The 24,903-nt window shown below is 74.4% G+C and carries 24 protein-coding genes; 8 read left to right on the forward strand and 16 right to left on the reverse strand.

What is annotated here, in order from left to right:
• The first annotated feature begins 62 nt into the window (after nucleotides 1-62).
• Nucleotides 63-1,064, forward strand: a complete 1,002-nt coding sequence (locus WHI96_RS01535; RefSeq protein ID WP_345648123.1) for a putative sugar O-methyltransferase — start codon at nucleotides 63-65, stop codon at nucleotides 1,062-1,064.
• Between the two features lie 10 nt (nucleotides 1,065-1,074).
• Nucleotides 1,075-2,133, forward strand: a complete 1,059-nt coding sequence (gene pseI, locus WHI96_RS01540) for a pseudaminic acid synthase (RefSeq protein WP_345648126.1) — start codon at nucleotides 1,075-1,077, stop codon at nucleotides 2,131-2,133.
• Nucleotides 2,134-2,166: 33 nt separating this feature from the next.
• Here pseI and WHI96_RS01545 read toward each other — a convergent pair whose 3' ends face one another.
• Nucleotides 2,167-3,291 (reverse strand): NADH:flavin oxidoreductase, encoded by a 1,125-nt coding sequence (locus WHI96_RS01545; RefSeq protein ID WP_345648129.1) that lies wholly within the window; start codon nucleotides 3,289-3,291, stop codon nucleotides 2,167-2,169.
• A gap of 164 nt (nucleotides 3,292-3,455) precedes the next feature.
• On the opposite strand from WHI96_RS01545, the gene WHI96_RS01550 reads away from it, so the two are divergent.
• A complete protein-coding gene (locus tag WHI96_RS01550) occupies nucleotides 3,456-3,896 on the forward strand; it encodes an RrF2 family transcriptional regulator (RefSeq protein ID WP_345648132.1) in 441 nt (146 codons plus the stop codon).
• Here WHI96_RS01550 and WHI96_RS01555 read toward each other — a convergent pair.
• The 10 genes from WHI96_RS01555 to WHI96_RS01600 are packed head-to-tail and all read right to left on the reverse strand — an operon-like array spanning nucleotide 3,893 to nucleotide 12,758.
• The gene (locus WHI96_RS01555) at nucleotides 3,893-4,747 is read right to left on the reverse strand and encodes an alpha/beta fold hydrolase (RefSeq protein ID WP_345648135.1); all 855 of its coding nucleotides are present in this window, start codon (nucleotides 4,745-4,747) and stop codon (nucleotides 3,893-3,895) included. The genes WHI96_RS01550 and WHI96_RS01555 overlap by 4 nt on opposite strands.
• A 13-nt stretch (nucleotides 4,748-4,760) precedes the next feature.
• On the reverse strand, nucleotides 4,761-5,144 hold the full coding sequence (locus WHI96_RS01560) for a type II toxin-antitoxin system VapC family toxin (RefSeq protein ID WP_345648138.1): 384 nt from the start codon (nucleotides 5,142-5,144) through the stop codon (nucleotides 4,761-4,763).
• Nucleotides 5,128-5,376 (reverse strand): type II toxin-antitoxin system Phd/YefM family antitoxin, encoded by a 249-nt coding sequence (locus WHI96_RS01565; protein ID WP_345648141.1) that lies wholly within the window; start codon nucleotides 5,374-5,376, stop codon nucleotides 5,128-5,130. Before WHI96_RS01565 ends, WHI96_RS01560 begins: the two co-directional genes overlap by 17 nt.
• A 30-nt stretch (nucleotides 5,377-5,406) precedes the next feature.
• Nucleotides 5,407-6,048: an energy-coupling factor transporter transmembrane component T family protein gene (locus WHI96_RS01570; protein WP_345648144.1), complete on the reverse strand. Its 642-nt coding sequence runs from the start codon at nucleotides 6,046-6,048 to the stop codon at nucleotides 5,407-5,409.
• On the reverse strand, nucleotides 6,045-6,722 hold the full coding sequence (locus tag WHI96_RS01575; RefSeq protein ID WP_251783246.1) for an energy-coupling factor ABC transporter ATP-binding protein: 678 nt from the start codon (nucleotides 6,720-6,722) through the stop codon (nucleotides 6,045-6,047). Before WHI96_RS01575 ends, WHI96_RS01570 begins: the two co-directional genes overlap by 4 nt.
• Nucleotides 6,719-7,846, reverse strand: coding sequence for a thiolase family protein (locus WHI96_RS01580; RefSeq protein WP_345648150.1), 1,128 nt, complete (start codon nucleotides 7,844-7,846; stop codon nucleotides 6,719-6,721). The genes WHI96_RS01575 and WHI96_RS01580 overlap by 4 nt, the downstream gene beginning before the upstream one ends.
• A complete protein-coding gene (locus WHI96_RS01585; protein ID WP_345648153.1) occupies nucleotides 7,843-9,165 on the reverse strand; it encodes an AMP-binding enzyme in 1,323 nt (440 codons plus the stop codon). The genes WHI96_RS01580 and WHI96_RS01585 overlap by 4 nt, the downstream gene beginning before the upstream one ends.
• Nucleotides 9,162-9,743, reverse strand: a complete 582-nt coding sequence (locus tag WHI96_RS01590; RefSeq protein WP_345648155.1) for a biotin transporter BioY — start codon at nucleotides 9,741-9,743, stop codon at nucleotides 9,162-9,164. The genes WHI96_RS01585 and WHI96_RS01590 overlap by 4 nt, the downstream gene beginning before the upstream one ends.
• A 52-nt stretch (nucleotides 9,744-9,795) precedes the next feature.
• Nucleotides 9,796-10,875: a glycosyltransferase family 2 protein gene (locus WHI96_RS01595; RefSeq protein ID WP_345648158.1), complete on the reverse strand. Its 1,080-nt coding sequence runs from the start codon at nucleotides 10,873-10,875 to the stop codon at nucleotides 9,796-9,798.
• A complete protein-coding gene (locus WHI96_RS01600; RefSeq protein WP_345648161.1) occupies nucleotides 10,872-12,758 on the reverse strand; it encodes a hypothetical protein in 1,887 nt (628 codons plus the stop codon). Before WHI96_RS01600 ends, WHI96_RS01595 begins: the two co-directional genes overlap by 4 nt.
• A 565-nt stretch (nucleotides 12,759-13,323) precedes the next feature.
• Between WHI96_RS01600 and WHI96_RS01605 the strand changes: the two genes are divergently transcribed.
• Nucleotides 13,324-14,265 (forward strand): lysylphosphatidylglycerol synthase domain-containing protein, encoded by a 942-nt coding sequence (locus WHI96_RS01605; protein WP_345648164.1) that lies wholly within the window; start codon nucleotides 13,324-13,326, stop codon nucleotides 14,263-14,265.
• A 10-nt stretch (nucleotides 14,266-14,275) separates the two neighbouring features.
• Here WHI96_RS01605 and WHI96_RS01610 read toward each other — a convergent pair whose 3' ends face one another.
• Together WHI96_RS01610 and WHI96_RS01615 are read right to left on the reverse strand one after the other, a co-directional pair.
• Entirely contained in the window at nucleotides 14,276-15,799 is a 1,524-nt protein-coding gene (locus tag WHI96_RS01610) for a GNAT family N-acetyltransferase (protein ID WP_345648167.1), read from the reverse strand.
• A gap of 2 nt (nucleotides 15,800-15,801) precedes the next feature.
• Nucleotides 15,802-16,527 carry a cytidylyltransferase domain-containing protein gene (locus WHI96_RS01615; RefSeq protein ID WP_345648169.1) on the reverse strand — a complete coding sequence of 242 codons (726 nt, stop codon included), beginning with the start codon at nucleotides 16,525-16,527 and terminating at the stop codon, nucleotides 15,802-15,804.
• Between the two features lie 78 nt (nucleotides 16,528-16,605).
• On the opposite strand from WHI96_RS01615, the gene pseB reads away from it, so the two are divergent.
• Genes pseB through WHI96_RS01630 form a run of 3 tightly spaced genes read left to right on the forward strand, consistent with a single transcriptional unit; the run spans nucleotide 16,606 to nucleotide 20,139 of the window.
• On the forward strand, nucleotides 16,606-17,589 hold the full coding sequence (gene pseB / locus WHI96_RS01620) for a UDP-N-acetylglucosamine 4,6-dehydratase (inverting) (RefSeq protein WP_345648172.1): 984 nt from the start codon (nucleotides 16,606-16,608) through the stop codon (nucleotides 17,587-17,589).
• Nucleotides 17,589-18,719 carry a DegT/DnrJ/EryC1/StrS family aminotransferase gene (locus tag WHI96_RS01625; protein ID WP_345648174.1) on the forward strand — a complete coding sequence of 377 codons (1,131 nt, stop codon included), beginning with the start codon at nucleotides 17,589-17,591 and terminating at the stop codon, nucleotides 18,717-18,719. Before pseB ends, WHI96_RS01625 begins: the two co-directional genes overlap by 1 nt.
• Before the next feature lie 13 nt (nucleotides 18,720-18,732).
• A complete protein-coding gene (locus WHI96_RS01630; RefSeq protein ID WP_345648177.1) occupies nucleotides 18,733-20,139 on the forward strand; it encodes a lipopolysaccharide biosynthesis protein in 1,407 nt (468 codons plus the stop codon).
• Nucleotides 20,140-20,142: 3 nt separating this feature from the next.
• Here WHI96_RS01630 and WHI96_RS01635 read toward each other — a convergent pair whose 3' ends face one another.
• On the reverse strand, nucleotides 20,143-21,261 hold the full coding sequence (locus WHI96_RS01635; protein ID WP_345648180.1) for a hypothetical protein: 1,119 nt from the start codon (nucleotides 21,259-21,261) through the stop codon (nucleotides 20,143-20,145).
• Between the two features lie 83 nt (nucleotides 21,262-21,344).
• On the opposite strand from WHI96_RS01635, the gene WHI96_RS01640 reads away from it, so the two are divergent.
• Nucleotides 21,345-22,235 carry a glycosyltransferase family 2 protein gene (locus WHI96_RS01640; RefSeq protein WP_345648183.1) on the forward strand — a complete coding sequence of 297 codons (891 nt, stop codon included), beginning with the start codon at nucleotides 21,345-21,347 and terminating at the stop codon, nucleotides 22,233-22,235.
• Nucleotides 22,236-22,245: 10 nt separating this feature from the next.
• Here WHI96_RS01640 and WHI96_RS01645 read toward each other — a convergent pair whose 3' ends face one another.
• The gene (locus WHI96_RS01645) at nucleotides 22,246-23,712 is read right to left on the reverse strand and encodes a DUF8728 domain-containing protein (protein WP_345648185.1); all 1,467 of its coding nucleotides are present in this window, start codon (nucleotides 23,710-23,712) and stop codon (nucleotides 22,246-22,248) included.
• A gap of 153 nt (nucleotides 23,713-23,865) precedes the next feature.
• Nucleotides 23,866-24,747, reverse strand: a complete 882-nt coding sequence (locus WHI96_RS01650) for a glycosyltransferase family 2 protein (RefSeq protein ID WP_345648187.1) — start codon at nucleotides 24,745-24,747, stop codon at nucleotides 23,866-23,868.
• Between the last annotated feature and the right edge of the window lie 156 nt (nucleotides 24,748-24,903).

The following is a 24,903-nucleotide window of genomic DNA, read 5'->3' on the forward strand; positions in this document are numbered from 1 at the left end:
CGGGCGCTGACCGACGGTCCGTGGGGATACGGGTGAACGTGACGATCCGTACCGTCGTTCCCATGGATCCGAGGACGCTGCTCGAGCTGATGCTGGCCGACCTGGACAGCGCGCCGGAGCTGTACCGGCCGACGGACTTCTGGCGGACCGGCCTGGAGAAGGTGGTCGCCGACCTGCGGGAACGCGGGTTCGCGGAGTTCCGCCGGCACCCCTCGGCCACGTTCTTCTACGCCCCGCAGTACGCGCCGGTGTCCCGCCCGGCGGCCGCACTGTCGCGGGCCTTCGGTCTGGCGGGCGGCCCCGGGACGCTGCTGCGCGAGCGGATCGACCAGGTGCCCGTCGCCCGGGCCCACCACGCCACGGTGACCGCGCTCGACCCGGCCGACCGGTCGCCGTCGCTCGCCGGGTTCAGCGAGTCGGCCGCCGGCGCCCCGGCCGAGCACCTGGTGTTCGACGGCCGCCGGTTCAGCCGGTCGTCGCTGAACTACCTGCGCGGTCTGGTCATGCTCAAGCGCGCCGTGCCGGACCTCGACGTCTCGACGGTCCTGGAGATCGGCGGCGGGTTCGGCACGCTCGGCGAGATCCTGCTGTCGGGCAACCCCGGGCTGCGCTACATCGACGTCGACATCCCGCCGGTCGCCGCCGTCGCCACGCACTACCTGCGCGAGGCGCTCGGGCCGGAGAGGGTCCTCGACTACGCGGCCACCCGCGAGCGCGAGAAGATCGTGATCGACGAGCTGGAGCAGCCGGCGACGGTGCTCTGCTCCTGGCAGCTGCCCCGGCTCACCGGGACCGTCGACCTGTTCGCCAACTTCATCTCCTTCCAGGAGATGGAGCCCGACGTCGTCGCGAACTACGCGAGCCTGGTCACCGACCTGGGCGCCCGCTGGCTGCTGCTGCGCAACTCCCCGACCGGCAAGCCCAACGTGCGCGAGCCCATGCTGCGGCACCGCTACCTGGAGATGTTCGACCGGTTCGAGCTCGTCGACTCCGACGCCGGGCTCTACGGCCAGGACTCCGAGGGCACGGTGTCCGAGGTGATGGTGCTCGCGCGGCGCTCGTAGGGTGGCGCGCATGCGCACCCCGGACCCGATCGAGATCGGCGGCCACCGCGTGGGCCCCGGCGAGCGACCGTTCGTCATCGCGGAGGTCTCCGGCAACCACAACGGCTCGCTGGACCGGGCGTTGGAGATCGTCGACGCGATCGCCGGCACCGGGGCGCAGGCGGTGAAGTTCCAGACCTACCGCGCCGACACGATCACCATCGACGCCGACGGCCCGGCCTTCCGGATCCGCGACGACCACGGCCTGTGGGGCGGGCGGAACCTCTACCAGCTCTACGAGCAGGCGCACACGCCCTGGGAGTGGCACGAGCCGCTGTTCGCCCGGGCCCGTGAGCACGGGCTCGTGCCGTTCTCCTCGCCGTTCGACCCGACGGCGATCGAGCTGCTGGAGTCCCTCGACGCGCCGGCGTACAAGGTGGCCTCCGCGGAGCTGGTCGACCTGCCGCTGATCCGGGCGATGGCCGCGACCGGCAGGCCGATGGTGATCTCCACCGGGATGGCGACGCTGGCCGAGATCGACGCCGCCGTCGCCGCCGCCCGGGAGGGCGGTGCGACGCAGATCGTGCTGCTGGCCTGCACCGCCTCCTACCCGGCGGACCCGGTCGACGCGAACCTGCAGACGATCCCGGCGCTGCGCGAGGCGTTCGGCGTCCCGATCGGGCTGTCCGACCACACCCCGGGGATCGGGGTGCCGGTCGCCGCGGTCGCGCTCGGCGCGGTCGCGATCGAGAAGCACGTGACGCTGCAGCGCGCCGACGGCGGCGTCGACTCCGACTTCTCCCTGGAGCCCGCCGAGCTGGCGTCGCTGGTCGCGGAGACCGACGTGGCGCGACGCGCGATGGGCCCGGCCCGGTTCGGCCCCCGCGAGTCCGAGCGCGACACCCTCGCGCTGCGCCGCTCGCTGTGGGTGGTCGCCGACGTCGCCGCGGGGCAGGAGGTGACCGCGGACAACGTGCGGTCGATCCGCCCGGCGGGCGGTCTGCACACCGACACGATCGGCACCGTCCTGGGCCGGACCTTCACCCGCGACGTCGCCCGCGGCACCCCGCTGACCTGGGACCTGATCTGAGACGGCGGGCGGTCCACCCGCCCGCCCACGCACTCAGTGCAGCGTCGCCAGAGCGGACTTCTCGAACGGCACCAGCTCGGACTCGCGGCCCTCGAGCACCTTCTGGGCCCACTCCGGGTCAGCGAGCAGCGCGCGGCCGACCGCGACGAGGTCGAACTCGTCGTCCTCCAGCCGGTCGAGGAGCTTCTCGATGCCGCTGACCCCGGCGTGCGCGTCGCCGCCGGCGAAGATCTCCGGGGCGAAGACCCGGTCCAGGCCGACCGAGCCGACGGTGATCGTCGGCAGGCCGGTCACCTTGCGGGCCCAGCCGGCGATGTTGAGCTCGGCGTCCCACTCCGGGAACTCCGGCTCCCAGTAGCGGCGCCCGGACGCGTGGAACGCGGTGACGCCGGCGTCGGCCAGCGGGGTGAGGACGGTGCCCAGCTCGTCGGGGGTGTGGGCCAGCTTCGCGTCGTAGTCGCCGGCCTTCCACTGCGAGAACCGGAACACGACCGGGAAGTCCGGCGAGACCTGTTCGCGCACCGCGGCGACGATCTCGGCGGCGAACCGGGCCCGCTCGGCCGGGCCGCCCGCGTAGCCGTCGGTGCGGCGGTTGGTGCGCTCCCACAGGAACTCGTCGATCAGGTAGCCGTGCGCGCCGTGCAGCTCGACGCCGTCGAACCCGATCCGCTCGGCCTGCCGTGCCGCCTCGGCGAACGCGCCGACGATCCGGTCCAGCCCGGCCGCGGTCAGCGCCTCGCCCGCGCCCTCGGTGCCGTCCAGTGCGACGCCGGACGGGCCGACCGACGGGGCCTCGGGGAAGGGCGCCTTCCCGGCCTCGCGGGTGATCCCGACGTGCCAGAGCTGCGGCATGATCCGGCCGCCGGCCCCGTGCACGGCCGCGACGACCTCCGCCCAGCCCGCCAGCGACGCCTCGCCGTGGAAGAACGGCACGGTCGGCACGTCGCCCGCGGACGGGTCGTCGATGTAGGTGCCCTCGGTGATGATCAGGCCGGTGCCGGCGGCGGCACGCCGGCCGTAGTAGGCCGCGACGTCGGCGGCGGGGACGCCGTCGGGCGAGAACGCCCGGGTCATCGGGGCCATGACGATCCGGTTGGGCAGCTGCGCGGAGCCGAGGGCGTAGGGACGGCCGAGAAGCCGTGCGGCACGTGTGGACACGGGTCACTCCTGGGGGTGAGGCCGTCCAGGCACTTCGGTGGGTCCGGGCGGAGGCGTCAAATGGTTCTGATCAAAGATACATATGACGCCGCGAACTGCAACAGTGACCACCACCTTTTCGGTCGCGACGGGTAGGCTGGCGGCCCGGGACGGGAGGTGAGGTCGTGCTGGACATCCGGTTCTCCAGTGCCCTGCAGGCGATGCTCTACCTCGCCGCCGCGGCCGAGGGCGACGGTCCGACGGTCAGCTCCGGACGGCTCGCCCAGGCCCTCGGGACGAACGCCAGCGTCGTGCGCAAGCTGCTGGTGCCGCTCGGCGTGCACGGCCTCGTCGAGTCCAGCAGGGGGCGCAGCGGGGGTGCCCGGCTCGCCCGGCCGGCCGGGGAGATCACCCTGGCCGAGATCTACCGCTGCGCGGTGGGGGAGAAGCCGCTCTGGGCGTGCCGCCCGGAGAACGAGCACGTCTGCCCGGTGACGACGCACGCCGCGGAGTACTTCGCCCGGCTGACCGCCGAGGTGGAGGGGGCGGTGCTGCAGTCACTGGGGTACCGGACCCTCGCCGACGCGCTGCGCGAGATGCGGGGCCTGGACCGCGCGGCGAACTAGCCGTCGAGGAACTCCCTGACCAGGGCGTTCACCTCGTCCGGGGACTCCCGGTTGGACCAGTGACCGCGGCCGGGCAGCACCACGAACCGGGCGCCCGGGACGGCCGCGGCCGCCGCGCGCGTCGTCGCGACGGGGACGCCCGCGTCCCGGTCGCCCTGCACGAAGAGGGCGGGGCAGCGGATCTCCGCGAGCCGGGGGCGCAGGTCGACCCGCATCCTGCGGAACCCGATCGAGTCGTTCTGCCAGTCGGAGCTGCCCGCGTTCCCGGCCCGGGCCTCGGCCAGGATCTCCTCGACGATCCCGTCGAGGTCGGCCACGCGGCCGGCGTCGCCGAAGAGCGCGCGCCGGGTGAACGCGGTGACCGCCGCCCGGCTCCGGAACGCCAGGTTCGGCAGGGTCCGCGAGAGCAGCGGCACCCGCGCGGTCAGCCACAGCAGCTGGTGCAGCCCCGGCGGGAAGCTCAGCGTCCCGGCCGGTGCGAGCGCCGCGACGCGCTCCACCCGCTCCGGGTGCTCGATCGCCGTGGCCAGCGCGAGGGCGCCGCCCTGGGAGAGCCCGACGACCGCGGCCCGCTCGACGCCGAGATCGTCCAGCACGTCGACGACCGTCCGGAGCAGCACGTCGTGGCCGGCCCGGCCCCGCCACGGTCGGCTGCGTCCTTGCTTGGGCCAGTCGGGGGCGATGACGCGGTGGTCGCGGGCGAGGTCGGGGATCAGGTGGTGCCAGCTGAGCAGCGCGTTGTCGAGGCCGGCGCCGGAGAGCAGCAGCACCGGGGGGCCGGTGTCGCCCGCGAGGTGGACGTGCAGGTCGCCCTCCGGGCGGGGGATCACGTGGTCGCGCAGGGCCGTCATCGGATCCTTCCGGTCAGCGGGTCGCGTCGACGACGAAGCTCCGGCCGAGCCCGAGCAGCACCCGGTCGGCGGTGAGCAGCTGCATCCCGTCCTGTTCCGCCTGGGCGATGATGAGCCGGTCGAACGGGTCGTGGCGGACGAGCTCGGGGAAGGTGCGCAGGCCCTCGGCGTGGGCGGCCGTCACGTCCAGGACGACCAGCCCCTGATCCACGAGTAGCCCGGGGAGCTCGGCCGGGAGGTCGAGCTTCCCCGACACGGCCTTGATGGTGAGCTCCCAGACCGATGCCGCCGAGACGTGCACCGCGGTCGCGGCCCCGACGAGCTCGCGGGCCTGCGGGCCGAGCCGTTCGCTGTCGGTGAGGACCCACAGCAGGGCCTGGCTATCGAGGAGCAGCATCGTCGCCGTAGAACATGGCCTGGATGTCCGGGTCGACGCCCTCGAAGTCGGTGTCGTCGTAGCGGACGCGGTCGCGGAGCCCGCCCAGACGCACGGTCCGGCGCTGGTGCGGCACCAGGTCCGCCACGGGCGTACCGGCCCGGGAGATGACGATGCGTTCGCCCGCGGCGACGCGCTCCAGGAGCCGGGACAGGTGGGTCTTGGCCTCGTGGATGTTGAACTCGGCGGTCACCGTGCCTCCGTCCGTCGGACCTGGTCCAGCTTAGTCCGTCCTCCGGGTTCCGGGTCGGTCGTCGGGGTCGTCGTCGCCCCACCCGCGCGCGGCCAGTGCCTCGCCCAGGGCGTCCGCGTGCCGCAGTGTCCGCACCAGGAACGGCACGGCGAACGCCGTCGGCGACCGGTCGGCCCCGCGCGCCTTCGCCGCGGCCCGGACCTGTCCCGCGATGCCGGACAGTGTCCCGATCGACTGCACTGTCAGCCCGACGAGAAGGCCGAGGCGCTCGGGTGCGAGACCGAACCGGCGCAGCGGGCCGAGCCCCCGCTCCACTGCGCTGACCAGGTCGTCCACCCGGGTGGTGAGGGTGAACAGGGTCGCGGCGCCCATCGCGGCGACCAGCCGGAGCACGATCACCAGCGTCCGTTCCGGCCCGAGCAGCCACCACTGGACCGCCCCGAGCAGCACGGCCAGCAGCACCAGCGTGCGCAGCACCGGCCGGACCCGGTGCCACGGGATCCGGGTGACCAGGTAGCCGACGGCGACGGCCAGGCACAGCCCGCCGAGCACCCGCGGGTCCTCGGTGAGCACCGCCCCGACCGCGAGGGCCAGCACCACGAGCAGCGACGGCCCGGCGGGCGCCCGGTGCAGCAGGCTGTCACCGGGCGCGTAGAGCCCCAGCGGGGTCACGAGCCGCAGAGCCTGCGGTAGTACGCGACGGCCGGACCGGGCTCGTCGTCGGCGACGACCCGCCCGCCGTCGAGGACGACGACGCGGTCGAAGCCCGTCAGCAGGTCCAGGTCGTGCGTGGCGAGCAGGACCTGCTGGCGCAGCCCGGCGAGCCGGTCGGCGAAGGCGCGCTTGTTGCGCAGGTCGAGCAGGGTGGTCGGCTCGTCGCAGACCAGCACGTCCGGATCCAGCACGAGCACGGCGGCCAGCGCGAGCAGCTGCTTCTGCCCACCGGAGAGCTGGTGCGCGGGGTGCTCGACGTGGTCGCCCAGCCCGAACCCGGCGAGCGTCTCCGCGGCGAGCCGGGCGCGCTCGGCCCGGTCGCGCACGGTCCGGCGCAGCGAGAACGCGACGTCCTCACCCGCGGTCGGCATGACGATCTGGGAGTCCGGGTCGCTGAAGACGAACCCGACCCGGCGGCGGACGGCGGCACCGTCGCGGGCGGGGTCGCGGCCGTCGACGGTCACGGTGCCCTCGGTCGGCGCGACGAGCCCGTTCACGGTCCGGGCCAGCGTGGACTTGCCTGAGCCGTTCGCGCCGACCAGCGCGACCCGGGGCTCGGCGAGGGTGAGGGTGACGCCGTCGAGGACGGTGCGTTCGCCGTAGCGGTGCCCGACCGCCTCGAACTCGATCACCGGACCACCCGCCAGCTCGTCGCGACGCCGAGGCCGCCGCCGGAGGACAGCGCCGCGATCCCGGTCTCGCCGCGGCCCTGCACGACGAGCCGGTGGAACAGCCGCACGACCAGCACCGTGCCGGAGGCGCCCCAGGGGTGGCCGAGCGCGATCGCGCCGCCGTCCGGGCTCACCCGGTGCTCGTCGATCCCGGCCGCGTCGAGGCAGGCCAGCGCCTGCCCGGCGAACGCCTCGGTGAACTCGACGGCGTCCGGGGACTTCGGCCGGTCGCGCAGCGCGGCGAGGGCTGGGACGGCGCCGAGCCCGAGGTCGGCCGGGGGGCAGCCCCGGGTGGCGGCCGAGACCAGCGCGAGGCCGGGCACGCCCAGCTCCCGGCGTCGCCACTCCGGCACCAGCGCGACGGCGGCGGCACCGTCGTTCACCCCGCAGGAGTTCGCGGCGGTGTGCACACCGCCGGGGGTGAACGCGGGCCGGAACCGGGCGAGCCGCTCGGGGGTGAAGCGGTCGCGGGGACGCTCGTCGGTGAGCACGGCACCGACCGGGACCAGCTCGTCGCCGAAGCGGCCGGAGCGCTGCGCGTCGACGGCGCGGGCGTGGCTGCGGGCGGCGAACGCGTCGAGCCGCCGGCGGGACAGGCCCGCCCGGTCGGCGACGTCGTCGGCGGCGGGCCCCATGTCCGGGTCCGGGTCGCCGGCCGGGGCGAACGGCGCGCGGGTGTAGGCGGTGCCGTCGGCCCACATCCGCGCAGGCGCGGTCGACGGAGACTCGGCGCCCCCGGCGAGGTAGCCGGCGCCGTCCCCGGCGCGGATGCCCGCGGCGGCGGTGAGGATCGCGGCCAGCCCGCTCGCGCACTGCCGGTCCACGGTCATGCCGGGCACGTCGTCGCCGAGCCCGGCGGCGAGCGCCGCGACCCGGGCCGGGTTGCCACCGGGGCCGAAGACGTTGCCGAGCAGCACGTCGTCGACCGGGCCGCCGAGGGTGCCGGCCAGCGCGGCGAGGACGGGCGCGGCGAGCGCGTCGACGGTCACCGCGCGCAGCGCGCCGCCCGCGGTGCCGATCGGGGTGCGCCGCGCGGCGACGACGACCGGGGTGTCGGCCGTGGTGCCGCTGCCGGGGCCGGTCACTCGGGCCCCCCGAGCGGGACGGCGTCGAGGGTCCCGTCGCGCAGTGCGGCGTCGACGGCGGCGCGGGCGGGCTTGCCCGAGCCCAGCCGCGGCAACGCGCGGGTGACCAGCCAGCGGCGCGGGCGCTTCGCCGGAGACAGTCCGGCCCGCGCCGCGGCGCGCAGCGCCCGCCGGTCCGGGACACGGTCGCGGGCCTCGACGACCGCCGTGACCACCATCCCCAGCGACGCGTGCGGGGTCCCGGCGACGACGACGTCCCCGACGCCCGCGACGCCGCGCAGCACCTGCTCGACCTCCTCGGCGGCGACCAGCGTGCCGCCGGAGGAGATGGTGGTGGCGGCGCGGCCGAGGACGGTCAGACCGCCGTCGCCGGTGAGCTCGGCGCGGTCCCCGACGGTCGTCGGACCGGGGCCGGCGGGGACGAATGCGCCACGGGTGAACCGGCCGTGCACCGACTGCGGGCTGTCCACCCACAGCACGTCGTCGCGCACGGTGAGGTGCACGTCCTCGACCGGGCGCAGCGGGCCGTCGTCGCGGCGGGTGGCGATCAGCGAGTGCTCGGCCGAGCCGTAGTACTCGAGCAGCGTGGTGCCGGGCAGCAGCCGCGCGACCCGCTCCCGCATCCCCGGCGCGACGTGCGCGCCACCGCACACCACGACCCGTGGCGCGGGGCCGCCCGGGCGGCGCTCGCGCTCGTCGAGCAGGGCGGTGAGCTGGGCGGGGACGAGATGGACCGAGCCGCCGTCGGGCAGGTCGGTCGGGTCGAGCCGGCCGCGGGTGACCAGGCCCAGACCGTGGTGCAGCGCGTGCAGCGCCCCGAACAGGTACAGCGTCGAGGACGGCGGCCCCGGCACGAGGACCGGTCCGGGCAGCGCACCGAGGATGTCGAACCCGATCCGCCAGGAGCGCCGGTCACGGGCCAGCACGGTGGGGACACCGGTGCTGCCCGAGGTCGTCGGGAGCAGGAACAGCCCGGGCGTCCGCGCTCCGCCGTCGGCGGTCGCGGCCCGGCCGTCGGTGCCGACGACGTGGTGCGGCGCGGCGTCGGCGAGCACCGCGTCGCGTTCGCGGCCGGTCCAGCCGGCGTCGGCCAGCAGCGACGCCGCGCCCAGCCGGTCCGCGGCGAGCAGGTAGGGCAGCACCGCCCAGCGGGCCCGGGTGGGGGTGTCGAGCACGACGCGTTCCCCGGCCCGCACCCCGAGCCGGGCGAGGCGCTCCCCGGCCGCGGCGACGGCGTCGGCGAGCCCGCGCGGTAGCCAGGGGGCGGGGACGACGGGCGCGGCCGCGTCGTCGGCGGTCTCGCGTTCCGCCCCGCTCACCGGACCCGGGGCTCGGACGACGCGGAGCGGACCGGCAGCAGGTCCGGCAGGGCCCGGTGCACCAGCGACGCGATCAGCGCGGCCAGCACGATCTTGATCAGGTCACCGGGCACGAAGACCAGGGACTGCACGATCCCGCCGGTGACGTCGCCGATGTAGACACCCAGCCACGGCATGCCGATCACGTAGTCGGCGAGCAGCCCGGCCAGGCAGGCGAGCAGCAGCACGGGCAGCGACCGCGACCGGAACCGCTGCACGACCAGGCCTGCGACCAGCGCGGACAGCAGCCAGCCGACGAGGAAGCCGCCGCTGGGACCGAAGAACGCGGCGCCGTTGCGGCCACCGGACAGCAGCGGCAGCCCGACCGCGGTGAGGACCAGCAGCAGCGCGACCGAGGCCGTGCCGAGCCGCCACCCGAGGATCACACCGGCCAGGATCGGGCCGACGTTCTGCAGGACGATCGGGACGCCGGCCACCCCGGCGAAGCCGGGGAACAACCCGAGGACGGCGATGAACGCGGCGAACACGACCACGCGGGCGAGGTCGGCCGCGGGGAGCGCGGGACGGGATCCGGACACGCGCGAAGGGTAGGTCACAGCGGCGTGCCGGAGGTGTGCCGTGCGGGTTGCGTCACGGCAGAACCGCGATCTGCCCCGTCTCCCGGTCGGCGCTCCTGACCGCGGCGGCCTCCTGCGCCGGGGTCGGGCCCGACGGCACCGGGGGAGCGCCCGACGCTGTGGCCGCGAGCGAGTCGAAGGCGACGGCGTACCCCGGCCGGCCTTGCATCTGGGTGTACATCCGGCCGACGTACTCACCGAGCATGCCCAGGCACAACAGTTGCACTGCGGCGGTCGCCGCGACGACGACGAACGTCGATGTCCAGCCGGCAACGGCGTGACCGAGCAGGTAGCTGCCGAGCGCGTAGATCAGCAGCCCGACCGTCGCGATCCCGCTGAGCAGACCGAACCATGTCGCCAGGCGCAACGGGACCGTTGAGAACCCGGTGACTGCGTCGAGGGTCAGCTTGAGCATCGCCGTCAGCGGGTACTTGGTGCTGCCCGCCGCCCGTTCGGCCCGCCGGAACTCGACTGTCGAGGCCGGGAAGCCCAGCGCTGGCACCACGAGTCGCAGCACCCGGTGGCACTCGGGCAGTGAGTTGACGGCGTTGACGGTGGCGCGGCTCATCAACCGGAAGTCCGCCGCACCGATCGGCCCGCTGCTGGTCCCGATCCTCTCCATGACCCGGTAGAAGCCGGTCGCGGTGGAGCGCTTGAATCGGCTGTCGGAGCTGCGGTCGTGGCGGACGGCGTAGACGACGTCGACCTCGTCGCGTCGCGCGGTCTCCAGCATGGCGTGGATCAGCTCGGGCGGGTCCTGCAGGTCCGCGTCCATGGTGACCACGTACTCCCCACGGGCGCGGGCGAGGCCGGCCGACAGCGCGGCCTGATGCCCGGCGTTGGCCCGGAGCCGGATGATCCGCAGCTCGGGCCACTCCCGGGCGGTGCGGCTGAGCAGGACCGGGGTGCCGTCCCTGCTGCCGTCGTCCACCACCACGACCTCGTAGTCGACTTCAGCGCCGTCGAGCACGGGGCGCAGCCGTTCGACGAACAGCGGGAGCACGTCCTCCTCGTCGTACATAGGGACTACGACGCTGAGGGTCGGAGCGGCTGGTGCGCCCACGGGAGTCTCCTTCGGACGAGACGGTGTCATCGGACGGACCAGACCACGGCGTCGGGATCAGTGAATCTTCGTTCGGCCAGGGAGTCGAGGCCGGGCAGGTCGATGGGGCCGGCGCGCCGGTCAGCGACCAGGTACCGCACGCCCCTCTCCCGCAGGGCGCCGAGCACCGCCGGGGTGGGCGCCGCGAAGGCCCGCTCCTGCAAGTCGAGCAGGGCCGGATCCCAGAACGGCTGCCTGGTGTAGTGGGAGGTGCTGCGCGCACCGGTATCCAGCGAGGGCCCGGAGTACGCCCACCCGGAGACGAGCACGCGGCGCTCGGTGTAGGCCGGGACCCAGAACGCGGTGGCCGCGCAGGCGCGCACTGATCCGTCCGGTGTTCGCTGGTCGTCGCGGCACCAGCGGTTGGTTGCGACGACGTCGTCCGGGCCAGCGTGGTCGCGAACCCAGTGTGCCGCGGCGACGTGACCGCCCGTGACGGCGCCGGGCGCGTCCGGCCCGGCCGCGGCGTCCGCGGCGGCCACCGATCGCTCCCTGGTCCCCACTGTCCAGCCCCACGTCGACCCGACGCCGGTGCCGAGTACCCCGCCGACCAGCACCGCCACTGCCACCGCACGCCCGGTCGCGGCCGGGCGCCGTGCCGCCACCACGAGGCCGGTCAGTACGGCGGCCGTGGAGACCGCCGCCCACACTGTGACGACCGGGCCGACGTAAGCCCAGACCTGTGGAATCTGCCCCAGCTCGGCCCGGGCCGGGGCATGGCCGAACTCCCGCTGCCACTGGTCGGTCGGGGACTCGGTCCCGGCAGGCCACGGCGCGAGCACCGCAAGCGCGCCGGCGGTGAGGACCGCGGCCGCCATCGCCACCGCGGCGGTGCCCGGTAGTTCTCGTGCTCCGGGGCGAGCGGCGAACAGCACTGTGAGGCCGGCGGCCGATCCCGTGACGCCCACCGGGAACACGGTGCGCAGGAAGTACGCCTCGCTGCCACCGGGGTGCCGGACCGTCAGGGTCGCGATCACCCCGGCCGTCACGGTCCCCAGCACCAGCCAGGTCACCGGGTCGTCGATGCGGCGGCGGACGAGGACGGCCAGGCCCAGCCAGCGGGCCGTACCCACCGCGAGCCAGAACGCGGTCAGGGCCAGGGTGGTGGCCAGGGGCAGCGTCACCCCGGTGGCGAGCGGAGCGCCTTCGATCCGGCCGGACAGGCCCGGGACGAGGGCTGCGGCAAACGCCCGCGCCCCGGCCAGCGGTGCCACCACTGTGCCGTAGCTGCGGCCGCCGTAGAGGAGGATCGTGGCGCCCACCAGTACGACGGCGACGATTCCTGCTGCTGAGCCAGCCCGGACCGCCGTGCGGTGTCGTCGCTGCAGCACGGCCACTGCGCAGGCGGCGAGCAGACCACACAACACGACCGGCAGGATGGTCGACTTCACGCCTGCGCCAGTCATCAGAACCGGCACCAACAGCACCACCGGGACGGTGCCCGCGCGACCGCCATCACGCAGCAGCCCGGCCAGCACGCCCACTGTGCCGACTACGACGAGGTCCCCGAAGGTCTGGGTGAGGCTGGCCCACCAGTTGGTGTGCACCATCGAGAGCACGGGGACCGTCGCCCGCCACGCCGTCCCGCCGGACTCCCCGACGACGAGCAGCAGCGCGGCCGCGATCGGTCCCGCCCAGATCCGGCCGCTGATCAGCCGGGCCACCGTCGCCACGACCAGCGCGGTACCCAGGACCAGCGAGGTGGGCATGAACCGCACGGTGGCCAGGGCGGGATCTACGTGGGCCGCGGCCGCGATGTGCGCGGTCACTGCATGAGTGAACCAGTGGTAGTCCAGTGGGAGACCGGCGACCGTGGGGTTCTGCGGGGGGAGCGAATGCCCGGCCTCCCCGACCAGCGCGAGCTGGAAGAGCACGTCAGGGTAATAGGCGAACCCCCGGCCCGGGAACGCGGGGACCCACCTCAGGAACTCGCCCGTCATCCACGCGACAGCGACGATCAGCGACGCGACGACGGCTCCGGTGGCTAGGAGAGAGGACGTGTCGGTTGCAGCCCGGGTAGGGGCAAGGATCCGCCGCCGCGACCACGGGGCGGCCAGTAGCAGCATGGTCACCGCCGGGCCCCACACCGCGTCGGGTAGCCCCGTCATCCGGCAGACGACCCACCCGGTCAGCGCGAGCGGGGCACCAGCCAGAACCGCCCAACCCAGGTCATCGGCGGGGGCACCGGGCTCGCGCTGGGTGGCTCGGACGACCGCGAATCCGGGGAGCAACCAGCCCGCTGCCACGGCGAGCACCCAGAGAGCGGTCGCCGTGGCTGGGCTGCCGGTAGCGACCTGAGCTCCGCACCAGGCTGCGAGCACGACGACCGTGCCGGCGGCAGCTGTGGTGCGGGACACCCGTGGATCGTAGGAGGAGCGGATCCGGGGCACTTCGGGAGGGTCGCTACAGTCGCGGAGCCACGATGACCAGGGGGAACGGATGCCCGGTTCGAGTCGGTCCGCCGCGCTCCTGCGCGCGACGTCCGCCGCTGCGGGATCGAGATGGGTTCGGTTCGGCTTCCTCGGCGCGGCCGTCGCCCTCGCCGTGGTCACTGTCGTCGACCAGCGGGTCGCGGTCCTTGCGGCTCTGGAACGCGTCGCCCCGGCGGACCTGGTCCTCGCCGGCGCGGCCGCGGTGGCCAACCTGCTTCTGGCCGCTCTGGCCTGGCGAGCGGTCCTGTCCGGCCTGGGCAGTCCGCTGCCCGTCCGGGCCGCAGCGCGGGTCTACCTGGTCGGGCAGGTTGGCAAGTACCTGCCCGGTGGCGTCTGGAACCTGCTTGCCGCCGCCGAGCTCGCCCGCGACCATGCCGTCGCCCGGCGACAGACGGTCGCCTCGATGCTGCTTGCCGTGCTCGTCTCCGCGGTCACCGCGGCCGGCCTCGCCGCGGCTCTGCTGCTCGACCTCCCGTGGTCCATGCTGGCGCCGCTGGTGCTGGTCGGTCTGTGCCCGCCGGTACTGAACGGGGTGATCGGGGTCGTGCTGCGGATCACCCGTCGGGACCCGCTGCCGGCTCAGCTGGGCCTGCGGGGAGTAGGCCGCGCAGTGCTCTGGACGATGGCGTCGTGGGCGGCGGTCGGGGCGCAGGTGGCGGTCCTGGCGATCGCGGCCGGCGCCCCTGCCACGGTCGCGACTCTCTCGTTGTCGACCGGTGCCTACGTCCTCGCGTGGCTGGTCGGGACGGCCGCGGTGGTGCTGCCCGCAGGCGCGGGGGCGCGGGAAGCGACGCTCGTGGTGGTCCTGGCACCCGTAGTCGGCCTGGGGGCGGCGGTCGCCGTGGCCCTGTTGTCGCGGGTGTTGGTGACCTTGGCCGACCTGTTGTCTGCCGGGGTCGCGCTGTTTGCCACGCGACGCTGGGCGGTGGGGCCGGTGACGTCGCCGTGACCGGCTCCGGTCAGAGGGTGCGGTGCAGGGTCCGGAAGTCGTCGGTGTCGGGTCCTGCGCCCTCGGCGTAGCCCGCCCGGGCGAACAGCCGGGCTGAGGCGTCGTTCCCGCTGTGCACGACGGCGGTCACCGCGGTCCCGGCGCCGGCCCGGGCCCGCAGCGCGTCCTCCCCGGCCCGCAGCAGCGGCCCGGCCAGCCCCTCGCCGCGGCGCTCCGGGGCGACGGTGATCGAGACCTCCCAGCCGCTGTCGTCGCGGTCCCAGCGGACGGTGCCGACCGGGCCGCGGACGTCGTCGACGACGAGGAGCAGCCGGTCGTCGCGGTCCAGCGAGCCGGTGAGCCAGCGGCGGTGGCCGGCGAGGCCGACCTCGTCGCGGCTGCGCGACCAGCGACGGGTGTCGGGGTCGTTGCGCCAGGCCAGGAGCAGCTCGGCGTCGTCCGGCCGGGCGCGGCGGGCGCGGAGCACCCCGGCGAGCACCCGCTCCTCGGCGGCGACGCGTGCCTCCCGGCCGGAGGACGTGCCCACCGCAGTGGCCACGGCGTCGACGACCCGGCCCGCGCCCTCGCCGTCGACGACGGTCGCGGCGCGGCCGGCGAGCGCGGCGCGGGCGTCCGGGCCGGTCAGCAGCGCGCGCAGCACGGCGGCGGCCGCGGCCGGGTCGGTGAGGTCCCCGGTGCCGCCCAGCCCGGCGGCGGCACCGGCGTCGACGACGGTCCGGTAGCCCTCGGTCTGGTTGTCCGCGGCCCGGACCAGCGCCATCGGCACGCCCACGCAGCACAGTTCCCACACCGTCGTCCCGGCCGCGCTGACGACGAGGTCGGCCTCGGCCATCGCGGCGGGCAGGTCGGACAGCGGCGGGACCGCGCGGAACGTGGCGGGCCCGCCGGTGGGCAGGTCGAGGAGCCGCCCGCCGGGGACGACGACGTCGACCGCGGCGGGGGCGTCCGCGGCGGCGAGGGCGGTGACCACCCGGGGCAGCAGCCCGGCGGCGTCGGTCCCGCCCATGACGACCAGCACGCGGGGCGGCCCGGTGCCGGGGCCGTCGGCGGTGCGCAGGGCCCGCCGGGTGCGGGCACGGCGGGCCGCCAGCCGCAGCGGGGCGTAGCCGGGGCCGCGGAGCAGGACGGGGGAGCCGTCGTCGGGGCGGGGGTGGTCCCCGGCCCCCATGTTGGGGTCGACCACGACGTCGCCGGGACGCCGGCCGGACGCGAAGTCCTCCACCGTGGACAGCACGACCCCGGCGTCGTGCAGGGCCGGACGCAGGTCGTCGCCGAGCAGGTAGTGGTCGACGTGCACGGCGTCGATCCGGTGCTCACGGGCCAGCGCGGCGAGCCCGCCCGCGGTGTCGGCCGGGGGCAGGACGGGGCCGGGCTCCCGGACCAGCCCGGACCACAGCCAGTCCAGCCCGTCGAGCCGTCCCGACCAGGACACCTCGTGCCCGGACAGCAGCGCGGCCTCGGCGACCGCGGCACACCGGACGGCGTGCCCCACCCCCGTCGACGGCCCGGCGTCGCAACGCAGCAGCAGACGCACGGTCAGCCCTCGGTGAGGGACTTCTGGCGGACGTGCGCGTTGCGCTCCACCAGGTCGGGTCGCGACCGCAGCACCGCCACCACCGACCGCCAGTCGCTCCGGCCGCCCAGTGCCTCCACCAGGCCCTGCAGGGCGTGCAGGTCGTCGGCGGTGTCGAGGGTGACGCGCAGGTCGTCGGCCGCCGGGGCGACGACGAGCCCGAGGCAGCGGAACCGCTCCGGGTCGCCGTAGAGGCCCGACGTCACGTGGATCCGGTCGTGGCCGGTCGCGGTGCCGGCCAGCTCGCGCAGCGCGCCGGTGCGGGCCAGCTCGACGTCGAGGCCGCGGGGCAGGGTGCGCACCAGGGTGGTCGCGACGTAGTCGTGGCCGGGGGCGTCCCGCCAGGTCGCGGCGACCAGCGACACCAGCGCCGGGTCGAGCAGCGGGCAGTCCGCGGTCAGGCGCACCACGGCGTCGCAGGGGTGCTCGTCGACGGCCTGGACGAAGCGGGCCAGCACGTCGTCCTCGGAGCCGCGCACCACCGGGACACCGACCGCGGCGGCCCGCTCGGCCACCGCGTCGTCGCCCGGGGCGGTCGAGGTCGCGACCACCACACGGTCGACACCCTCGGCGGCGCGGGCGGCCGCGACCACCCGGTCGAGCACCGGTGTGCCGCCGAGGTCGGTGAGCACCTTGCCCGGGAGCCGCGTCGACCCCGTCCGCGCCTGGATGACCGCGTTGACCCGCACCCGTACCTGCTTCGATTCGTCCGATCGATCGCGTGCCATCATGCCGGGCGGAAGAAATTCCGCAGATCTGGAGGCGTGATGTCGGTACTCAAGGGCTCGTCGGTCCTGGTCACGGGCGGGACGGGGTCCTTCGGGAAGGCCTTCGTCCGCACCCTGCTCGACCGCTACGAGCCGCGCCGGCTGGTGATCCTGTCGCGCGACGAGCTCAAGCAGTACGAATGCCGGTCGCTGTTCGACAACGACCCGCGGCTGCGCTGGTTCCTCGGTGACGTCCGCGACCAGCCGCGCCTGCGCCGCGCGATGCACGGCGTCGACTACGTCGTGCACGCCGCCGCGCTCAAGCAGGTGGACACCGCCGAGTACAACCCGTTCGAGTTCATCCGGACCAACGTCGAGGGCTCGCAGAACGTCGTCGAGGCCGCGATCGACGCCGGGGTGAAGAAGGTCGTCGCGCTGTCGACGGACAAGGCGTCGAGCCCGATCAACCTCTACGGCGCCACCAAGCTGTGCGCCGACCGGCTGTTCGTGTCCGCGAACCACTACGCGGCCGCCTACGAGACCCGGTTCGCCGTGGTCCGCTACGGCAACGTGCTCGGCAGCCGCGGCTCGGTGGTGCCGCTGTTCAAGAAGCTCGCCGCCGAGGGCCAGTCGCTTCCGATCACCGACAAGCGGATGACCCGGTTCTGGATCACCCTGCCGGACGCGGTGCAGTTCGTCATCGACTCCTTCGACGCGATGCAGGGCGGCGAGCTCTACGTGCCGCGGATCCCGTCGATGCGGATGACCGACCTCGCCGAGGCCATCGCCCCCGGCGCCGCGACCCACGAGATCGGGATCCGGCCGGGGGAGAAGCTGCACGAGGAGATGATCGCCGCCGACGACTCGCGGCGGACCCTCAAGCTGGCCGACCGCTACGTCGTCGAGCCCTACATCGCCGGCTGGGGCTACACCTCCCCGGCCGACGGCGAGCCCGTCCCCGACGGGCAGGCCTACCGGTCGGACACCAACGACCTGTGGCTCTCGCCCGAGCAGCTGCGCGCGATGGTCGAGGCCCTGGACTGATGCTCCCCTACGGCCGGCAGTCGATCTCGTCGCCCGACGTCGAGGCGGTCACGGCGGTCCTCGGGACCGACTGGTTGACCACCGGCCCGGCCGTGACCCGGTTCGAGGACGACCTCGCCGCGGTCTGCGGCAACCCCGCGGTGGCCGTGACCAGCGGGACCGCGGCGCTGCACGTCGCCTACGCCGCGGCCGGGGTCGGCCCCGGCCAGGACGTCGTGGTCGCCCCGCTGACGTTCGTGGCGACGGCGAGCGCCGCGGCGCTGCTCGGCGCGAACGTCGTGTTCGCCGACGTCAGCCCCGACACCGGCAACCTCGACCCGGACGCGGCGAAGGCCGCGCTCACCCCGCACACCACCGTCGTGGCCGGGGTCGACTACGCGGGCCACCCGATCGACGCGGCACCGCTGCGGTCAGTGGCACACGAGGCGGGCGCCCTGCTGCTGGAGGACGCCGCGCACTCCGTGGGCGGCACCTGGCACGGTCGCCCGGTCGGTGACCTGGCCGACCTGACCACGCTGAGCTTCTTCCCGACGAAGAACCTCACCACCGCCGAGGGCGGCGCGGTCGTGTCCCCGCGGGCGGATCTCGTCGCGGGCGCCCGGTCGTTCCGCAACCACGGCCTCGTCCGCGACCGGGACGCGCAGCGCTTCCCCGACGAGGGACCGTGGCACCAGGAGGTGCACGCCTTCGGGCTGAACTACCGGCTGCCCGACCTGCTCGCCGCGCTCGGATCCTCCCAGCTCACGCGGCTGGCCGCGTTCACCGCGCGGCGCAGGGAGATCCACGCCCGCTACGACGCCGCACTCGCCGACGTGCCCGAGGTCCGCAGCCCGGTCCGCCGCGACGGCGCCGAGCCCGCCTGGCACCTCTACCCGCTGCGCGTGCTCGACGGCCGCCGCCGCGCGCTGTTCGAGCACCTGCGCGGTCACGGCATCGGGGTGCAGGTCAACTACATCCCCGCCTACTGGCACCCGGTGTTCGCCGACCTCGGCTACCGCCGCGGCCTGTGCCCGAACGCCGAGGAGTACTACTCCCAGCAGCTCTCGCTGCCGCTGTTCCCCGATCTCACCGACACCGACGTGGACCGGGTCGCCGCCCTGGTCCGGGAGTTCTTCGGGCACTCCGCGTGAGGGAGACGTGAGCGTGGACGCCAGCCGGGAGGTGCTCGGGCGCGGCTCGCTCTACACCCTGGGCAGCGTCGCCCCGATCCTGGCGAACGTCGTCGTCACGCCGTTCGTCACCCGGCTGCTGGGCGACGCCGAGTACGGCGTCGTCGCCGTCGGGCTGATCCTGGTGCAGGTCGGTGCGATGGTCGCCGGGTTCGGCCTGGCGTCGTCGATCACCCGGCACGGGATCCTGGAGAGCTCCGGCACCGACGGCGCGCGGGCGCTGGTGCTGCAGGGCAGCGCGCTGTCGCTGGCGGTGGTCGTCGTCGCGGTGCTGGCCGGGCCGTGGTGGAGCCTCCCGGTGCTGTCGGTGCCGTGGCGGGCCGGGCTCGCGTTCGCCGGGCTGGCCGCCGCCGGCTTCGTCGTCGTGCTCAACGCCCAGGCGTTCCTGCGGGTGCAGGACCGGCCGGTGCCGTTCGTGGTGATGTCCGGGGTGGCGACGCTCGGCGGCCCGCTCGCCGGGCTCGCACTCGTCGCGTGGCGGGCGAGCGACGCCGACGACTACCTGTTCGGCCTGCTGCTCGGCTACCTCGCCGCCGCGGTGACCGGGCTGGTGCTGGCACTGCGCGGCGGCCGTCCGCGCACCGCGCGGGGTGACTTCGGCCGGGCGCTGCGGATCGGGCTGCCCGCCGTCCCGCACCTGGTCGCGCTGCTGCTGGTGCAGAACGCGCTCGTGCTGATCGTGAACCGGTACTTCGGGGTCGCCGACGGCGGCCGCATGCAGATCGCGCTGCTGCTCGGCTCCGCCCCCGCCATGATCGTCTCGGCACTGAACAACGCCTGGGCGCCGGTGATCTACCGGACGCCGCCCGAGGCGCGCGGCGCCGCCCTGGAACGCACCGCCCGCGACGTCGGCGTCGTCACCGCCGCCCTGGCCGGCGGGGTCGCGCTGCTCGCGCCGTTCCTGCTGCGGATCCTCGCCCCGGCCTCGTTCGCCCCGGAGCAGCTGGTCCCGGTCGCCGCGGTCGCGACGCTCGGCGCCGTGGTGAGCGTCGTCTACCTGGCCAACGTGCACCTGGTGTTCGCGTCCGGGCGCAGCGGCGGGCTGGCCCTCGCGAGCCCGCTCAGCCTGGTGCTCGGCGTGGTCGCGGCGGTGCTGCTCGCCCGGACCGGGTCGCTGACCGCCGTCGCCGCCGGGTTCCCGCTGATCTACCTGGCCCTGGCGGCCGGGACGTCGCTGCTGCGCCGCCGGGTGTCGCCGACCCGCTGGCGGGAGGCGGTGCTGGCCGGGCCACTGGCCGTCGGCGTCGTCGTGTGCGGGGCCGGCGTGCTGCTGCCGTCCGAGGGCGTGCTGTGGCTGGCGGTCCGGTTCGTGCTGGCCGCGCTGCTGGGTGTGGTCCTGCTCGTCCTGGTGCGGCGGATCTTCGCTCCGACCGGGGGGTGACCGTCAGCCGCCGGACGGATCCGAGTGCTGCTCGGCGGCGCGCCACTCGTCCACGTGCGGCGGCTCCTCCGTAGCGACCGGGACCGCCAGACCCCGCGGCAGCGGCCGGGGCAGCGCCGCGAGCGGGTTGCGCAGCCACAGCAGCGGGTTCGTCGTGATACCGCCCTCGGTCATCGCCTTCCGGCTGGCGTCCGAGCGCTTCGTGAGACCCAGCACCATCGCGGCCTTCGTAAGCGGCGATGCGGAGTAGTACTGCACGCCCGGCCCAACGCTCGGGGTGCGGCCCCAGCCGAGCACTCCCCGCAGCGCTTCCGGGTCGAGCAGGTACTCCGTGCCGAGCTCGCGGCGGGCCAGGGAGGTGGCGGACCTGTCGGCCGCGGCTGCTCCGTCGACGGGCCGGGACCCGTCGTCGGGGTCATAGGTGTGGAACTCGGGCCACGTCGACCGCAGCTGCTCCACGGCGGTAGAGGACTGAGCACCGAACGTCAAGGGGTCGCCCCACACCGCGGCAGGGGTGCCCACGGCGGCGGCGTACAGCACGGCCGTCGACAGCCGGTTGGACGACACCCGGCTCGCGTTCCCCACCAGGTGCATGATGCGCAGCAGGAACCGGGGGTCGTTGCGACGCCCGGCCGTTACCAGGGTGTGCCCGGCGTCGGCCCAGGCCGAGGTGATCTCCGGATCCGAGAGGTCCTCGTGGTGCATGCACACCGTCGATGGACCGTCGACCTTCGCGACCTGGCGGGCCAGCTCGCCGTGTGCACCGGTGACCCGGGCGAGGCGTGTGCCGTGGAACGGGACGAATACCGGACCCAGCCGCTCGGACCGCGTCCAGCCCTGCGACCGCAGCTGCCGCTCGAGGTACAGCAGGGGCGCGCCGACCGGCGTGGTCTCGCGGTCCTCGTCGGCGGGGGACCAGCCCCGGCAGCCGTGCGACCACACCAGCAGCCGGCGTTGCCGGGGGTCGGTCCCCACCCGCGGGAAGTCGGCGAAGTGCGCCGGGACCGGCGAACTCGCGGTCCAGCCGTGCTGGAGCAGGCCTGCGATGTGGCGGGGCCGGCGCAGCCCGGCGTAAGCGGCCAGGACGGCTGAGTGACCGTAGTAGTGGTTCTGGATGTCCAAGGCCGTGCTCCGGATCGCTGCGGGCGTCGCCCCGTTCGGGACCGGGCGATCCTAGCGGGACGGGCGGTCGCTACCGTCGGCGTGTGCGTGCGCCGACCGTCGACGTGATGCTCCCCTTCTACGGCGACCCCGAACTCCTGCAACGTGCGGTGCGCAGCGTCCAGCAGCAGCATCGCACCGACTGGCGGCTGACCGTCGTGGACGACGGCTACCCGGACGAGTCCGTCGGCCGCTGGTTCGACGCACTCGGTGACGACCGCGTGCGCTACCGGCGCAACCCCGAGCGCCTCGGCGCGCAGCCCAACAACCGGTACTGTATCGACCTGGTGGAGCTGCCCTACTTCGTGATGATGGGCGCCGACGACCTCCTGCTGCCCGACTACCTCGACACGGTGATTCGGCTGCACGAGCGCTGGCCGGCCGCCGCCGTCGTCCAGCCCGGTGTCGAGGTCATGGACTCCGACGAGCAGCCCGTCCGTCCGCTTGCGGACCGGGTGAAGGCGATGATCGCGCCCGGCGGCACCGGGCCGCGGCTGGTCTCCGGCGAGAATCTCGCGGTCCGTCTGCTGTGGGGGAACTGGCTCTACAACCCGTCGCTGTGCTGGCGGACCGACGCGGTCCGCGTGGTCGGTGTGCCCGAGTCCGCGGACGTGTTCGACCTCGCCCTGCCGGTGGACGTCGTGGTGGCGGGCGGTTCGATCGTGGTCGACGACCACGTCTGCTTCCGCTACCGGCGCCACCGCTCCAGTGACTCCGGTTCCGGCGCGGCCGCGGGCAACCGCTTCGCCGAGGAGCGCCGCTACTTTCGCGCCGAGGCCCGGCGGATGGACGCGCGAGGGTGGCACCGCGCGGCCCGGGCGGCCCGCGGGCACCTGTCCTCGCGGCTGAACGCGGCCGTCCAGCTGCCGGGGGCCCTGGCTCGGCGTGACTCGGCCGCCTTGCGCGCGCTCGGCGGGCACCTCCTGACCTGGTGACCGGCCGGCGTCACCCGAACAGACGGTCCAGCCAGCGGTCGTAGGTCTGGTCGTACCGGCCGTCGGTCACCGCCGCACCCTCGGTGAGCCGCCGTCCGATCGTCGCACGCAGCTCCGGGGCGACATCCCGGTCGGCGTAGACCTGCTCGTAGTAGTCCGGCCTTACCCGGGTGACGGCGACGAGCTCGCGGTCGCCGACGACGCGCGGCAGGTCGGTACCCCAGGTCCTGCGGGGCATCTTCGGGGTGGGACCCGTGGCGACGACGACCGTCGGCCGGTCGGCCAGCAGGGCGTCGGTCGCGCTCGTCCGGTGCGCGATGCGCTCGTCGTTCAAGCCGATGTAGTCCGTCGCCCGCCAGCCGGAGAAGTAGGGGATCGCACCGGCGTCGGTCATCGCCACGGTCCGACGGTCCGGGGTGAGCCCGGCGTCAGCGAGGCCGAGCCCGATGGCGATGTGCGCCCGGCGCAGGTCCTGCCCGTAGTTGACCATGCTGGGCCCGTTCGGGTGGAGGAACCCCGCCGTACAGGTCCAGGCGACGGCGAGCACGGCCAGGACCGCGGCGACGACCCGCTGCCGCACGGAGTCGAGAGCCCATCCTGCGGCCAGGCACAGCAGCGGGAAGCCGTGCCACGCGAAACGCGACAGGTAGTCCATCGCCGGCGCTGTCACGGCCGGGACGGCGTAGAGGGCGAGACATCCGGCGAGGGCCAGCAGTGCCGACGACCTTGTCGCCCGCGGTACGGCAGCCGCGACGGCCAGGAGGATCAGCGGGAGCAAAAGCACGCTCGTCGTTGTGATCCAGCGCAGGTCGGTTGCCGCCTCAACCCCGACCTTCACGTAGAAGGTATTGGGGAGCGGATGACCGAAGTACGACCACCGCCAGGCCGTGTAGGCCACGCCGACGACGACGGCCGAACCCAGCCAGGTCCAGGTACCCGGGCGTTCCCGGCGCCGCACGGCCCAGACGAGCAGCGGGGGAGCGAGAGCCAGGATGCCGTCCGGCCGCAGCATGCCGGCGACCAGGAACAGGAGCGGCGGCTCCCACGGGCGCACGGGAGTGTCGTCGTCGCGCAGCAGCCGCGCGGACAGTACGACCCCGCGAAGCACCACCAGGGCGAAGGGTGCCGTCTCGAGTCCCCCGTCGACGTGGATCCAGGTGGGGAGGAACAGCACGAAGGCGCCGACCGCGACCGCGGCACCCGCCCGCGTCCGTGGCTCCGTGACGAGGATCCACCCGATCAGGGCGGCGCAGACCGCCGAGGTCACCTTCGAGACCAGCGGAAGCGGGACCCCAAGCCAGACCCACGGGACGTGCCAGAGCATCCAGAGGAAGTTCGTGTAGCCCTCCACGGGGTCCTGACCGGGGTTCCACGTCGGCCCGAACCCGTGCGCGAGGTTCGCCGAGTACCGGTAGGTGATGTAGGCGTCGTCGACGGTCACCGACCAGCAGGCGCAGAGCCCGGCTCCGAGGATCACCAAGGCCACGGCGAGCGCCGGACGCCGGCGACGGAGCCGCCCGGGACGCGCATCCGTGGCGGGTCCCGCATCCGCGGCGGGTGCACGCAGCATGCCGACAGTGTTCCCCGAACGGATGGTTGCCGGGAGCCTGCAGCGGTCGGCGTCACACGGTTACCCCACGAGGTGGCGGCTCAACGCCCGCAGGTCCGACGAACGGCCCGTCCGCAACGCCACCGGCATAAGGCTCGCCGCGTTCAGCCGGGAGGTCAGATGTCGTCGGGCCGCGCGGCTTGCCCGGTGCCAGCCCCGCTCGTCCATCTCACGTGTCGTCGACGCGAAGAACGCCCGTTCCTCGGCGAAGCGGGTGCCGTCCAGGGCCTTCACCGCGGAATCGCTGCCGGTGTGCCGCCGGTACTGGAAGCAGGGCCGGTCGTCAAGCACCATCGACCAGCCCGCGCCGACCACGTCCAGGATCATCGCCAGGTCCTGCACCACGTTCAGGCCCTTCCGGAATCCGTGTCCCGGCAGCGCAGCCTTCCGCCAGCACAGGGACGGGAAGTAGGTCCAGTTGGCCCGGAGCAGGCTGGTGGCGAGCTCCTCGCCGCGGAGCTCTGTGCGGCCCCGCGGGCGGGGCCGGTAGTGCGCCTTGATTCGGTCCGCCAGCGGGACGACGTCGTGTCCGTGCTCGTCGATGACGGTGACGCCCGGCTGGACGATCCCAGCGTCCGGCGCAGCGGCGATCGCCTCCTTCACGACGTCGAGGTAGTCCGGCGTCATGACGTCGTCGGCCCCCATGACGGTGAACCAGTCGTGGGTGACGTGGGAGAGGCAACGCTGGTAGTTCGCGTTGGCCCCCTGATTCGTCTCGTTGCGCAGGACTCGGATGCGGGGGTCGCCGATGTCGGAGATCCAGGAGCATGCCGACGGATCGGGGTAGGCATCGTCGATCACCAGCAGCTCCCAGGCCGGGTCGTGCTGGGCGCGGACGCTCTCCACCGCGAGTCGCAGCAGCCGGGCGTCCCCGTAGAAGGGCAGCAGGATGTTCAGTGTCATCGGTCCCCGTCTCCTCGCCGATCTTGGCGATACCCTGTCCAGGTTCAACGAGGTTTATCGCATCTCGGTGCGGCGAACCGAGGGGAAGGTCCGGCGCGCCCGGGTGAATGGCGGTGCCGGCTTCGGAACGATGAGTTCTGCGGGCCCGGCCGGTCG

The sequence above is a fragment of the Pseudonocardia tropica genome (genome assembly GCF_040105315.1).
Lineage (GTDB): Bacteria > Actinomycetota > Actinomycetes > Mycobacteriales > Pseudonocardiaceae > Pseudonocardia > Pseudonocardia alni.